General features: G+C 67.8%; 12 protein-coding genes. 5 read left to right on the top strand and 7 right to left on the bottom strand.

All coding sequences use genetic code 11. The features are described from left to right. From GEV01_RS17015 to GEV01_RS16995, 5 genes are all read right to left on the bottom strand, one after another. The gene (locus GEV01_RS17015; protein ID WP_152806548.1) at window positions 1-852 is read right to left on the bottom strand and encodes a class I SAM-dependent methyltransferase; all 852 of its coding nucleotides are present in this window, start codon (window positions 850-852) and stop codon (window positions 1-3) included. A 74-nt stretch (window positions 853-926) separates the two neighbouring features. Next, complete coding sequence (locus GEV01_RS17010) at window positions 927-2,078, bottom strand: acyltransferase family protein (protein WP_152806545.1); 1,152 nt, start codon at window positions 2,076-2,078, stop codon at window positions 927-929. 92 nt (window positions 2,079-2,170) lie between these two features. Continuing rightward, window positions 2,171-2,938: a PIG-L deacetylase family protein gene (locus tag GEV01_RS17005; RefSeq protein ID WP_152806543.1), complete on the bottom strand. Its 768-nt coding sequence runs from the start codon at window positions 2,936-2,938 to the stop codon at window positions 2,171-2,173. Further along, complete coding sequence (locus GEV01_RS17000) at window positions 2,928-3,812, bottom strand: GNAT family N-acetyltransferase (protein ID WP_152806541.1); 885 nt, start codon at window positions 3,810-3,812, stop codon at window positions 2,928-2,930. Before GEV01_RS17000 ends, GEV01_RS17005 begins: the two co-directional genes overlap by 11 nt. After that, window positions 3,809-4,186 carry a GtrA family protein gene (locus GEV01_RS16995; RefSeq protein ID WP_152806539.1) on the bottom strand — a complete coding sequence of 126 codons (378 nt, stop codon included), beginning with the start codon at window positions 4,184-4,186 and terminating at the stop codon, window positions 3,809-3,811. Before GEV01_RS16995 ends, GEV01_RS17000 begins: the two co-directional genes overlap by 4 nt. A 169-nt stretch (window positions 4,187-4,355) precedes the next feature. Between GEV01_RS16995 and GEV01_RS16990 the strand changes: the two genes are divergently transcribed. From GEV01_RS16990 to GEV01_RS16980, 3 genes are read left to right on the top strand one after another with little or no spacing between them, the layout of a single operon-like run. Further along, entirely contained in the window at window positions 4,356-5,303 is a 948-nt protein-coding gene (locus GEV01_RS16990) for a glycosyltransferase family 2 protein (RefSeq protein WP_152806537.1), read from the top strand. Between the two features lie 3 nt (window positions 5,304-5,306). Next, a complete protein-coding gene (locus GEV01_RS16985; protein ID WP_152806535.1) occupies window positions 5,307-5,723 on the top strand; it encodes a GtrA family protein in 417 nt (138 codons plus the stop codon). A gap of 10 nt (window positions 5,724-5,733) precedes the next feature. Further along, on the top strand, window positions 5,734-7,434 hold the full coding sequence (locus GEV01_RS16980) for a glycosyltransferase 87 family protein (protein WP_152806533.1): 1,701 nt from the start codon (window positions 5,734-5,736) through the stop codon (window positions 7,432-7,434). Between the two features lie 12 nt (window positions 7,435-7,446). On the opposite strand, the gene GEV01_RS16975 is transcribed toward GEV01_RS16980, so the two are convergent. Both GEV01_RS16975 and GEV01_RS16970 read right to left on the bottom strand, forming a co-directional pair. Beyond that, window positions 7,447-9,525, bottom strand: coding sequence for a DUF7024 domain-containing protein (locus GEV01_RS16975; protein ID WP_152806531.1), 2,079 nt, complete (start codon window positions 9,523-9,525; stop codon window positions 7,447-7,449). A gap of 26 nt (window positions 9,526-9,551) precedes the next feature. After that, window positions 9,552-10,547: a glycosyltransferase family 2 protein gene (locus tag GEV01_RS16970; RefSeq protein WP_152806529.1), complete on the bottom strand. Its 996-nt coding sequence runs from the start codon at window positions 10,545-10,547 to the stop codon at window positions 9,552-9,554. Window positions 10,548-10,867: 320 nt separating this feature from the next. On the opposite strand from GEV01_RS16970, the gene GEV01_RS16965 reads away from it, so the two are divergent. Beyond that, window positions 10,868-12,214 (top strand): MBOAT family O-acyltransferase, encoded by a 1,347-nt coding sequence (locus tag GEV01_RS16965; protein ID WP_217428425.1) that lies wholly within the window; start codon window positions 10,868-10,870, stop codon window positions 12,212-12,214. After that, window positions 12,214-13,422, top strand: a complete 1,209-nt coding sequence (locus tag GEV01_RS16960; RefSeq protein ID WP_152806525.1) for a hypothetical protein — start codon at window positions 12,214-12,216, stop codon at window positions 13,420-13,422. The genes GEV01_RS16965 and GEV01_RS16960 overlap by 1 nt, the downstream gene beginning before the upstream one ends. Window positions 13,423-13,503: the final 81 nt, after the last annotated feature.

Raw genomic sequence — 13,503 nt, 5'->3', positions numbered from 1 at the left:
TCAGGGTTTGCGGTAGACGCAGACCACGATGTCGCTGGGGAAGGCGCGCAATACCGGTATCGTCATCATGACGGCGGCGTATTGCGCGTAGATGCTGAGCCAGGTTCCCTGGCCGGCACAGCGCAAGCGCTCCAGCATGCTCTTGGCGCGCACCGCGGGCAGCTCGGCCTTGAGCCGCAGCTCCAGTCCCTGACCACCGACCAGCTTGCTCAAATTCCCGGCTTCGAAATAGTGCACATGCGGCGACGGCAAGCCCTTCTGCCACAGCCGCTCGAACGGCGCCCGCCAGCCGACGCGCGCGAACAGCTTGGACAGGCGATAGAAGAAGCCCCGGCTGTTGGGCAGGTTGAGTATCAGGATGCCGCCCGGCGTCAGCCGCTCGCGGCAGGCCGCCAGCGCCGACTCGATGTCGGGGATATGCTCGATCACATCGTTGAACACAATCACATCGAAACGTTCGTCCGCCTCCAGCGCATCGGGGAAGAAGCCGTTGCGGACCGGCAGGCCGCGCGCGGCGGTCTTGAGCGCCACCGCCGTGTCGGGCTCCATGCCCAGCACGTCGAAATCGTCGCGGGCCGCTTCCAGGAACCAGCCGTGGGCGGCGCCCACGTCCAGCAGGCGGCGCGCGCCGGCCGGCGCCAGTTGTTTCGCATAGCCGACGATGGTCTTGAAATTTTCCTGGCGTATGGCCTTCAGGCCGGCTTCACGCTGGGCCTCGTCCACGTGCACATGGACTTCGGCGTCGTTGATGGTGGGCAGCAGCGCCGCGCTCTCGTAGCGGCAAGACGGACAGACACGGTGCCAGGCGGACAGCCCCGGCGCCGTTTGATGTTTGCAAACCAGACAATCCATGTAATCCCCTGTTTGAACCCGCAGGCTAGCGAGGGGTTAAATGTATAGCAAGATTGGGTGATAGGCCAGCGCTTTCAGGCCCGGCGCTTGATCGGCTGCGCGGGAGCGGCTTGCGTCGGCGCTTCGGCTCGCCGCGTCAGCAGCCGCAGCAACAGCTTGCGGACCTTGTTGGACAAGCCCTGCTCCAGGTAGTGGTGCGATAGCGCCGCCACCGACAGCGCGCACGCGGTCGACAGCAGCACCGACCACCAGCTGGACCACAAGCTGTTGAGGCCGGCCATCTGCAAGGCCTTCAGCTCCAGGCCCTGCGCGATCGGATGGGTCAGGTAGAGCGAATAGGAAATCGAGCCCAGCCAGATGAACAGCGCCGGCGCGCGTATCTCTACGGTCTTGCTGGCCAAGGCCATCGCCAGCACCATCAGCGCCAGCGGCCAGCCGTAGTGGGTCGGGCCGTGGCCATCCACCGCGCGGCTGTAGACGGCGAACACGGCGAACGCCACGCTCAGGCCCAGCACATGCCAGGCCAGCTGGCGGCCGGGGATGCGCAGCCACGGCTGGCGGTGCGCCCAGCCGATCAGCACGCCGGCCAGGAATTCCAGCACGAAGGGATTGGTGGCGATGCTCATGTAGCCGGCCGTGAAGCCGTGGTCGCGGACGACGCTCATGTCGAAGCCGGCATGGCCCAGCGGCAGCAGGATCACCGTCAGCAGCACCCACGACGCCAGCACGAACCAGCGCAGGCGTTTGAACAGCATGCTGGCGGCAAAGATCAGATAGAAATACATTTCGAATTCCAGCGTCCAGCCCACCGCCAGCGTCAGCCCGAAGTAGGGCGCCTGGTGCGGATCGGCCGGCAGCATGGCCAGCGTGTGCCAGAAGGCCAGCCGGTTGGCGGCCACGTGGAAATAAGCGGTGCCGCCGTTGAGCACGTACACCGCGGCCAGCGTGACCACCGCGTACGCCGGCCACACGCGCGCGAAGCGCTTGATGAGGAAGCGCGCCGCCTCGCCCGCGCCGCCGGGGTTGCCGGTGGTCGAGTAGTACATGATGAAGCCGCTGATGATGAAGAACAGGTCGACGCCCATGGCGCCGGGCGTCATCAGCTGGTCGGCCAGCGGCCAGGAGGGCGTGCCGAGCAGCGCATACCTGCCGTGGGTCAGTACCACCAGCAACGCGGCCACGCCGCGCAACAGCTGCACCCAGTGCAGGTTTTTTTCTTGGTTCATTACGGCGTACTGCTTTCGGTGTTGTGAGGGCGCCGCAATTCTAACCGTTTGCTAATGAAATAATCTCACCAAATTCCACCGGCGCGTGAAGCTCAGCGCGCCAGCCAGTGCGCCATGTCCTGCCGCATCGCCTCGTAGGTGTAGAAGCGGCGCTGCTCGTAGTACAGCGGGCCGGCGTGCGGGCGCTGCGCCAGCCGTTCCAGCGCCACCGGCTGCAGCTGCTGGCTGCCGTGGCGCAGGTAGTGCCACAGCACGAAGGGAAACAGGCCGACCCAGGTTTTCCACTGGCTCGGATAGCGCAGCAGCCGGCCCAGGTGGCGCAGCCGCGCGTCCCAGGCGATGGCCGTGCGTTCCACCGCGCCATTGGCCGCCAGCGGCGCCAGCACGTTGAACCACGGCGCCTTGCGCTGCCAGGCGTTGTACAGCGAGTACTGGCGCAGCCGGGGCAGCAGGCCCAGGCGCTGCGCCGTGTGGGCCGCCAGGAAGTGCAGGGCGTCATGGTCGTGATGGCCGCCTTCCCAGGCGGTCACGCAGACCAGCTCGACCTGGCCGAAGCCGGCCAGCCAGTCGTGCAGCCAGCGGCCGGCGCCGTCCATGTGCTGCGGCAGCTTGCCGTCGACGATGCCGAGGCCGTCGCCGGCGAACACGATGTCGCGCGCGTCCACGCCCATGCCGGCCAGCACCGCCAGCGATTCGGCGTTGCGGCGCGGGCCGGAGCCGGCCGCGCCCTCGGTCAGGTAGGCGCAGGCCACGCGGCGGCCGCGCCGCAGGCAGTCCTCGATGGTCTGGAACACGCCGTACTCGTCGTCCTGGTGGGCGAACAGGAACAGCGCGGCCGGGGCGTCGGGCTTAGTAGGCATCGAAGTCGAGGAAGCTGAAGCGGATCGCCGCCGGGTCGAGCCGGGCCACGCGCCCGGACAGCGAGCGGTAGATCAGGTTCAGCGGCGACGGCCGCAGGCGCTGCGGGATAGCTGGATAGCCGGTGTAGCGGCGTTCGCTGTCCGGCACCAGGCCCAGGTAGAGGCGCGCGGGCGCCCAGGCGCCGGCCACGTGGTTGTGGTCCGGCGTGCCGCCGCCGGCCGGCAGCGCCAGTTCGCCGTAGGCGCGCGCCACGCTCAGCGCGGCGGCGTCGAACTGCCACAGCGCGCCGCGCCGGCGCATGCGCACCGGATTGTCGGGATTGGCGCAGCGCCAGGCCAGCGCGGCCGGGCTGCGCTGGCGTTCGAAGCTGGCCGCCGCGCCCTGGCCGTGCAGCCGCGTGCCGACGCCGCCCCAGCCCAGCCGCGCCTCCAGCGGCCGCACCAGCTGGAAGCCCAGCTTGCGGATGAAGCCGGGCGTGCTGTTGGCGTTGGCCACGCCGTACACCGCGTCATAGCCCTGCTCGCGGGCCGTATCGTAGGTCAGCGCCGCCAGCCTGGTGAACAGGCCCTTGCCCTGGTAGTCCGGATGGGTGGCGGTGTTGAGCGACAGCAGCACGCGCACCTCCTCGCCGCCGATGCGCGCCACGCCGGGCACGCAGACGTAGTGGGCCGCCAGGCGCTCGCCGTCCCAGGCGTCGTAGCCGGCCGCCGCGCCGTCCGGATTGTCGGCGTACAGCCAGCGCAGATAGGCCGGCGTGAACTTGCTGGCGTCCGGGAAGCAGGCGGCGAACAGCGCGCCGTACTGGGCCAGCGCGGCCTCGTCGTAGCGCACCGGGGCGAAGGTCAGCGTGGGAGTGGCAATGTCAGCAGTCATTTGAATACCCAGAATTTACTCAACAGGAAACCGTTGGCGGCCACCACCGGCAGCGAGACCAGCTTGCCGGCCAGCGGATTGCCCAGCAGCGCCTGCGCCAGCGCCACCAGCAGCAGGGTCAGGCCGTAGTTGACGCCGACCACCACCAGGTAGCGCCACATGCTGTGGCTTTGGCTCAGGCGGGCAAAGGTGACGCGCGCGTGGAAGGCGTAGTTGACCGCCAGCCCGGCGACGAAGCCGATGCTGGCCGCCGTCAGCGAGGGCAGGCCGGCGCGCAGGGCCAGCTGCATCAGGCCGATGTCGATCAGCGCCGTCAGCAGGCCGCCGGCGACGAATACCAGGAACTGGCGTTGCAGGAACAGCCGCTTATACATGGGAGATCAGGTGTTTCATGCGGCAGGGTTGTCCTTGATGGTTGATGGCGCCGAAGGGCTGCCATTTTAGCAGCGTCCGCCGGCCACGGGGGCAAAGCGGGGGCGGCTGCGGTGTGCGGCGCGACCGGACTCCTGTACAATTTCGCCACCGACACTTACAGATGCTCAATTGAACACCTTTCCCCAGCACCGTATCGCCATCGTTGTCCCGTGCTACAACGAAGCCCTGACGATCGCCGCCATCGTACGCGACTTCAACGCCTGCCTGCCCGGTGTGCCGGTCTACGTGTTCGACAATAACTCCAGCGACGACACCCAGGCCGTGGCGCGCGCCGCCGGCGCCATCGTGCGCAGCGTGCGCCAGCAGGGCAAGGGCAATGTGATCCGCCGCATGTTCGCCGACGTCGACGCCGACGTCTACGTGATGGTCGACGGCGACGACACCTACGACGCCAGCGTGGCGCCGCAGATGGTGCGCCAGCTGCTCGACGACGGCCTGGACATGCTGGTCGGCACCCGCCATACCGACGAGCAGGAAGCCTACCGTTTCGGCCACCGCTTCGGCAACCGCCTGCTGACCGGCTGCGTGGCCGCGGTGTTCGGCAACACTTTCACCGACATGCTGTCGGGCTACCGCATCTTCTCGCGCCGCTACGCCAAGTCCTTCGCGGCGCACGCGGCCGGTTTCGAGACCGAGACCGAGCTGACCGTGCACGCGCTGGAACTGCGCATGCCGGTGGCCGAGGTGCCGACCCGCTACGGCGCGCGGCCGGAAGGCTCGGTCAGCAAGCTCAACACTTACCGCGACGGCATCCGCATCCTGTGGATGATCCTCAAGCTGTTCAAGAATGAAAAGCCGCTGCCGTTCTTCGCCATCGGCGCCGGCGTCAGCGCGCTGCTGGCGCTGGTGCTGGCCGAACCGCTGGTCGCCACCTATCTGCAGACCGGCCTGGTGCCGCGCCTGCCGACGGCCGTGCTGTGCACCGGGCTGGGCATGCTGAGCGTGCTGTCGCTGTCCTGCGGCCTGATACTCGACACCGTCACCAAGGGCCGCATCGAGCAGAAGCGCTTCGCCTACCTGGCGGTGCCGGCGCCGACGCCAGCCTCCGACGCCTGATGCATGCTTAAGCCGCACGTCCGCATCCAGCTGCTGCGCTTTGCCGTGGCCGGCGTCGCCGGCCTGGTGGTCGACGTGCTGGTGCTGTACCTGGCGCTGGCGCTGGGCACCGGCTTCCACGCCGGCCGCGTGCTGTCCTTCCTGTCGGCGGTGTGGGTCACGTGGCAGATCAACCGCCGCTACACCTTCGACGCCGCCGGCGACTCGGCGTGGCGCCAGTGGTGGCGCTATGTCGGCGCCATGGCCTTCGGCGGCGCCGTCAACTACGGCGTCTCGGCCGCCGTCATCGCGCTGATGGCCGGCTGGCCGGCGGCCGCGCCGCTGCTGCCCGCCGCGCCATTGCTGGCGGTGTGCTGCGGCACGCTGGCCGGCCTGGTGCTGAACTTCCTGAGCGCCAAATTCCTCGTCTTCCAACGCTGACCTACCGCCTATGATTAAGTTGTCGCGCCCGTTTGCCGCCTTGTCCGCCGTAATGGCGCGCTGCCTGACCCTGCTGGAAACCCGTCCGTGGCTGCTGCCGCTGCTGTTCGGCCTCCTGTCGCTGCTGCTGGGGCAGGACGACAACTGGGACTTGCGCAACTACCATCTGTACAACCCGTTCGCCCTGCTCAACGGCAAGCTCAACGTGGACCTGGCGCCGGGCCAGTGGCAAAGCTACTTCAACCCGACGCTGGACCTGGTCTACTACGGCCTGCTGCGCGCCTTGCCGGCGCCGCTGGCCGGCTTCGCCATGGGCGCCTTGCACGGCCTGAACGCGCTGCTGGTGCTGGCCATCGCGCGCCGCCTGCTGGCGCACTTGCCGCAGGCCGCTTCGCCGCGCCTGCCGCTGTCCTTGCCGCTGCTGCTGGCGCTGGCCGGCTGCATGGGTTGCGCCTTCTTCAGCCAGCTGGGCAATTCGATGGGCGACAACCTGACCGCGCTGTCCGTGCTGGGCGCGCTGGCGCTGGTGCTGCGCCACTGGGAGGCGCTGGCGCGCGCCGGCGGCCGCGGCCTGGCGCTGGCCTTGCTGGCCGGCCTGGTGATGGGCGCGGGCACCGGCCTCAAGCTGACCAACGCCACCTACGCGCTGGCGCTGTGCGCGGCGCTGCTGCTGCTGCCGGGCGGCTGGTGGCGGGCCGTGTCGCGCGCCTTCGTGTTCGGCGTCGGCGTGCTGTCCGGCATCGCGCTGACGGCGGGCCACTGGTTCTGGCGTATGTGGCTGGAGTTCGGCAATCCGCTGTACCCGCAATTCAACGACATCTTCCGCTCGCCGCTGGCGGCGCCGATCGGCATCGGCGACACCCACTGGCTGCCGCAGGGCTGGACCGAGAAGCTGCTGTGGCCGGTGATCTTCGCGCTGCATCCGGAGCGCGTCACCGAGATCCGCATGCGACTGCTGTTGTGGCCGTTGCTCTACCTGGGCTTCATCGTGCTGGCCGTGGCGGCGCTGCGGGCCTGGCGCCGGCCGCGCGCCGCGGGTCAGGCGGCCTTGCCGCCGCAGGCGCGCTTCGTGCTGGCGTTCTTTGTGCTGGCTTACCTGAGCTGGCAGGCGCTGTTCAGCATCTACCGCTACCTGGTGCCGCTGGAGCTGCTGGCGCCGCTGGTGCTGTGGCTGCTGGCGCATCGCTTGCTGGCGCCGCCGGCGGCCCGCCGCGTGGCGGGCGGCGCGGTGCTGCTGGCCGTGCTGCTGGCGCTGCCGACGCCGCACTGGGGCCGCGCGCGCTGGAGCAGCGAGGCTTTCCGCGTGACGGTGCCGGAGATGGCCCATCCCGAGCGCAGCCTGGTGCTGACCACGCAGGCGCCGGTGGGCTGGTACACGGCCGGCTTCCCGGCTTCGCTGGCGTTTGTGTCGATCAGTGGGGGATTCCCGGGCTCGCCGTTGTACGAGCAGCGCGTGGCGGCCATGATGGCCGAGCGCAGCGGGCCGTTCTATGTGTTGTTGACGTCGATCCAGCAAGACCCGGCGGAAAAGCCGCGCGCCGAGCGCCGCCGCCAGGGCGACGAAGCCGACAGCGCGGTGCGCAGCGACGCCGCCGCCATCCTCGACCGCCACGGCCTGCGGCTGGACCCGGCGTCGGGCTGCCGGGTGTATCCGGCCTACATCGGCCGCAACTACCTGCCTTACCAGTTCTGCGCCGTGGTGCGGAAGTAGCGCGGAAGTAGCTTAGGGGCGCGGCGCGGCCGCGTCGATGGTTTCCATGCTGTACAGGCCGATGCCCAGCTTGCGCTGGTCGCCGCCGAAGCCCAGTTCCTGCGGCGAGGTCGGCTTCGGTATCTTGATGGTGATCGCGCGCGCCGTGCCGTCGGTGCTGAAGCGCAGTTCCTTCACGCCGTGCGAGCCGTCCGCGCGCAGCGGCACGGTCTGGCCGCCGATCGTCACTTCGAAGTCCATGCCGGTGTTCGGTCCGTAGGCGGCCACGTCCAGGCGCAGCAGCAATTGCTTGGGCAGCGGCTGGGCAAAGGTCAGCGCGACCTGGCCGCCCTCGGACCAGCGGCCCCAATCTTCCATGAACGACAAACCGGTGCTGCGCATGCTGTCGTCCTCGGTCTCGGCGAAGCGGTGCAGCCTGGCCTCGGCCGGCGGCTTGACGCGCGCCAGCGTGTACTCGCGGAAGCCGCTGTGGCGCACCGCGCCTTCCGGCAGCGGATAGTCGCCCACCACCAGCAGCCAGCCGTTCGGATGCGCCAGCGAGGCCAGCGTGATCGGCTGGCCGGGCGCCAGCAGCAGCAGGCTGACGTCGACGTTGTCGACGAAGAAGCGGCTCTTGAACAGGTTGGCCATGTCGTTGCCGACGATGGTCAGGCGCTTGGCCTCTTCCTGGGTCAGGTACTGGTGGGCGAACAGGCCGGCCTTGACGTAGGCGTCCGGGCGCTGCGCGATGCGGGCATACAGGTTGACGTTGTCGCCGGAGATGATCAGCGTCACCGGGATCACAATGTAGACGAACCAGCGCGCCGCCAGGCGCGTGCTGGCGACCCACAGCAGCACCGCCGCCACGCTGAAGCCGATCAGCGCCTGGTAGCTGCCGCCGTCGTGCACCATGCCGAACAGGGTAGGGCTGTCGATGTGGTTGGGGGTGTAGCCCGGAATCAGGTAGCGGCTGGCCGCCCACATCGCCGCCAGCAGCGGCAGCGCCACCGCCAGGCGGCCGCGCCACGCCACGCCGGGACGCTGCGTCACCAGCTGCGCGCCGGCCAGGATCAGCAGCAGCGGCAGGGCGAAATCGTAGTAGCGCATGTGCAGGCGCACGCCGCTCTCATTGCCGCCGCCGGCCACCAGCGCCGTGAACAGCGCCGTCACCGCCACCAGCGACGGGATCATCAGCGCCGCGTAGGCCAGCAGCGTGCTGCTGCCGCGCGCGGCGCCGTGGCGCTGCTTGCGGCTGGCGCATTGCAGTGCGGCGGCGGCCAGCGGCATGCCGAACATCAGCACCAGCGCCATCAGGTGGCCTTGCAGGCTGACCAGCGCCAGGCGGATCAGCACGCCCAGCGCGGGACGGGCCTGGGCCTGGTTGGAATAGATGGTGCCCAGCAGGTAGAGGCCGTTGCGGCCGGCGTACAGATAGCCCACCGCCAGGCGCACCACGGCGGCCGTGGCCAGCGCCACCGCCACCAGCAGCAGCGCCTGGCGCAGCCAGCGCCAGTTGCCGCTGGCGCCGCGCTGGGCGAAGGTGGCGTAGGCCAGGTAGACCACGTAGCCGGGAATCAGGAACAGCGCGTGCACCTTGACCATGGCCAGCAAGCCCAGCACCGCCGAACTGAGCATCACGGAGCGGACATCGACCCGGCCCAGCCCGCGCAGCACGCTCCAGCTGAACACCCAGAAGCCCCAGAAGTACATGGCTTCCGGCATGAAGTAGCCGGTGTAGGTATTGCTCGGCGTGAGGATGGCCAGCACGGCGATCACAATCGCCATCTGGCGCGTCATGTACTGGCGCGCGATCAGGTAGATGAAGGGCGCGGCGCCGACGAAGAACACGGCGTTGATCAGCCGCGCGCACTCCAGGTAGCCGTCGCCGCAGAAGTTGGTCAGCCGGTACACCGTGTAGAACAGGTAGGACGGCACTTGCGTGTCGCGGAACGGCATCAGGCGGGTGAAGCTGCTGTACGACCATTCGTCGCCGAACACGGTCGGATACAGGCCGATGTTGCGCAAGGTGAAGTAGAGGAAGACGGCCAGCAGCGCGATCAGGAACAGGGCCGAATTGGACAGGCGGGGAGTGTAGCGTTGAAGTAGGCGCATGGACTATGGAGTAGGGTTGGGTGCCGTCAGCCGCGGGCGATGATGCTGCGCACCAGGCGGCCGCGGTTCTGCAGCGGGCGGCGCGGCACCGAGGCGATGTCGTAGGCCAGGAAGGCCAGCAGCAGCTGCATGCCCATCAGGATGGGCATGGCCGACAGCATGACGGTGCCGGCCGCGGTCGGCAGGCCGGCGCGCGCCGAGTCGATCCAGTGCAGGCCGCCGTAGACGCTGCCGCCCACCACCATCAGCAGGCCCAGCGGCAGCTCGATCGAGGCCAGCGACATATTGCGCAGATAGTAGTTGTAGAACACCCGCTTGCAGAAGTTGCGCACGTGCTTGGCCATGAACTCGGTGACGATCTTGGAAATCTTCAGGTTGCTGACCTCGTCGCCGTAGACCGCGTCCATCGGCACGTCGTGCACCACGGCGTTCAGGGTGTTGAGGCGGAACAGCATGTCGGTCTCGAAGAAATAGCGCTTGCTGATCTTGTGGAACGGCAGGTGGCGCGCGGCGTCGCGGTGGATCGCGGTGTAGCCGTTGGTCGGGTCGAACAAGTCCCAGTAGCCGGACGACAGCTTGGTCAGCAGCGACAGCATGGCGTTGCCGAACAGACGCATCGGCGGCATGCTGCCGATCTGCTCCAGGTCGAAGAAGCGGTTGCCCTTGGTGTAGTCGGCCTCGCCGGCCAGGATGGGGGCGATGAAGGCTGGGATCAGCGACGGATCCATCTGGCCGTCGCCGTCGACCTTGACCATGATGTCGGCGCCGTCGGCGATCGCGGCCTGGTAGCCGGTCATGACGGCGCCGCCCACGCCCTGGTTTTCCGCATGCTCGACCACCACCACGCGCGGGTCGGTGTTATGGGCCCGCACATAGGCGCCGGACTGGTCGGGGCAGCGGTCGTCGACCACGTAGATGCGGTCCACTTCAGGGCCGATCGCCGCCAGTACGCCGAGGATATGGCGCGTCACTTTGTAACTGGGAATGACGACGGCGACGGAAGGGGTTTTGGTCTGCTGCATATTCTTCGGTGGTTGTTGTTGCGCGAGCACGGGGGCGTGTAAGGTAAGCGGCGGTCATCGACGCGGCAAGTGCCGTTACAGCCAGTTACATATAAGGCAAGTATGCCGGCGTGATTATACGGCAGGTCTGAGATAATGTTCACTACAGCAATTTTTTTGTCCGGTTGGCGGTGCTGCGGGGGTTTTGGTTTATGATGCCCCCCTTCCGTTATATAAATGCCACTGCAGCGACACGGCCGGTCTCTTTGAGGTTATTCATGGTTTTCAGTTCCGCCACGTTCTTATTCTATTTTTTCCCCTTATTCCTGTTCTTATACTATGTGCTGCCGTGGAAAAACGGCGTACTCCTGATCGGCAGCCTGCTGTTCTATGCCTGGGGCGAGCCGCGCTTCGTGCCGCTGCTGCTGGCGTCGGCGCTGCTGAACTACGGCGTGGGCTGGCTGATCAACGCCGCCCGGGGCGAGCGCCGCCGCCAGGCCATGCTGGTGCTGGGCGTGCTGGCCAACCTGGCGTTCCTGATGTACTACAAATATATCGGCTTCTTCGCCGGCATCTACAACCAGCTGGCGCAGCCGCTCGGCCACGGCGTGACGGTGCCGGCCGTGGTGCTGCCGCTGGGGATCTCGTTCTTCACCTTCCAGGGGATTTCCTACCTGATCGACCTGTACCGCCGCGACATCGAAGTGCAGAGCAGCTTCTGGCGCTTCGCCATGTACAAGGCCATGTTCCCGCAGCTGATCGCCGGCCCCATCGTGCGCTACCGCCAGATCGCCCACGAGATCGAGCACCGCGACCTGCCGAACGCGCGCCTGTGGGCGGGCTTCCGCCAGTTCATCATCGGCCTCGCGCAGAAAATGTTGATCGCCAATACCGTGGCGCTGTCGGCCGACCGCCTGTTCGCGCAAGACCCGTCGCAGCTGACCACGGCCGGCGCCTGGATCGGCATCGCCTGCTACACCATCCAGATCCTGTTCGACTTCGGCGGTTACTCGAACATGGCGATCGGCATCGGCCACATGCTGGGCTTCACCTATCCGCCCAACTTCCAGCGCCCGTACGCCTCGCTGTCGATGACGGAATTCTGGCGCCGCTGGCACATCAGCCTGTCGTCCTGGTTCCGCGACTACCTGTACATCCCGCTGGGCGGCAACCGCCACGGCCCGCTGCGCACCTACCTGAACCTGGGCCTGGTGTTCCTGCTGTGCGGCCTGTGGCACGGCGCCGCCTGGACCTTCGTGATCTGGGGCCTGTGGCACGGCGCCTTGCTGGTGCTGGAGCGCCTGGGCCTGGGCGCGCTGCTGGCGCGGCTGCCGTCGCTGCTGTCGCAAGCCTACACGCTGCTGATGGTCATGCTGGGCTGGGTGTTCTTCCGCGCCGATAGCGTGCCGCACGCGCTGTCCTTCCTGCGCACCATGGCCGGCCTGCAGGGCGAGGCGGCCGTGCCGCATCCGTGGCAGATGGACTTCACCGCCTCGTCGGCGCTGGCGCTGGCGATCGGCACCTTGATCGCCACCGTGCGCCTGACGCCGGCCACGCTGCGCAGCCGCGCCGCGACGCTGCTGCAGGCGGCGCCGCTGCGCTCGGCCGCGCTGGCCGCCGCCTTCATGCTCTGCGTGCTGAACATGGCCGCCGGTACCTATAACCCGTTTATTTATTTCCGTTTCTGATGATGACGTCCGCTACCCCCGCCGGCCCGCTGCGCCGCCACGCGGCCAAGATCGCGCTGGTCGCGCTGCTGGCCATCCCCGCCATCGTCGGCGCCAACCGCGCCGTGGCCGACCGCCGCGGCGAAAACCGCGTGCTGGCCTCGCTGCCCGACCGTCCCACCGACTGGGCCACGGCGCTGGCGCTGCCGGCCAAGCTGGACGCCTGGATCAACGACAACTTCGGCTTCCGCGCGGCGCTGCTGCGCGTGCACAACCGGCTGCGCTACCGCCTGTTCCATGAATTCCCGTCGGTCCAGGTGACGGCCGGCCGCCACGGCCGCATGTTCCTGACCGCGCATGGCACCAATGTGCCGCCGTTCTCGGCGGTGACGTCGGTGTGCGCCGGCGACGCCGTGGTGCGCGCCGGTACGCCGGAATACATCAACCGCCTGTTCCGTGACTTCCACGCCCAGGGCCTGGACCCGCGGATGATGATCGTGCCGTCCGGCCCGGTGGTCGAGTACCAGGATTTGCCGCGCTGGATATCCGACCGCTGCGCCGCCACCGATACGCCGATGGGCAAGCTGTTGGCAGGCAATGAGCTCGACCCGCTGGTGCGCCAGTCGACCATTTATCCGCTCAAGGAAATGCGCGACATCCGCAGCCGCATGATGCTGTTCCCCAAGCACTGGTTCCACTGGAACGGTCCCGGCCTGGCCGAGGTGGCCGAGCTGACCTTGCCGATGTGGGGCAAGCCGCGCGGCACGCCGGCGCCGGCCTTCGGCATCGTCAGCACGCAGTTCCGCTCGGACGTGCATAACCTGTTCGAGGGGCTGGACATCAAGAACACGGTGGAGGAGGCCGACTTCGCGGCGGCCGGCGTCGAGTCCTGCTACGGCGGGCGCTGCTTCCCGGAGTTCAAGGAGTACGCGGAAACGCTGTACGATATCTCGCGCTTCCGCAATCCGAAGGCGCCCAAGCGCCGGCTGGTGATGTTGACCGATTCCTTCGGTTCCAAGATCTCGGGCTGGTATGCGCGCTACTATTCGGAAGTGGAGCAGGTGGCGACCAACAATATCTCGCAGCTGAGCACGGACCAGATCCGCCGCTTGAAAGAGTATCTGTTCCGCGACCGCGAGAATATGGATTTGCTGATCCTGTACCACGACGGCGGCGCCACCACGGGCACGTTGCAATACGGTCTGGAACGCTTCCACGAAAAGCCCTAGACCCAGGCATGTCGTTCCCGCGAAAGCGGGAATCCATACGGCGCATGCAAGCAAGCTCAGTATGGACTCCCGCCTTCGCGG

This window comes from Rugamonas rivuli (assembly GCF_009380165.1).
Lineage (GTDB): Bacteria > Pseudomonadota > Gammaproteobacteria > Burkholderiales > Burkholderiaceae_D > Rugamonas > Rugamonas rivuli.
The sequence above is the reverse complement of the archived record's forward strand: the minus strand, read 5'-3'. Positions and strand labels throughout refer to the sequence as shown.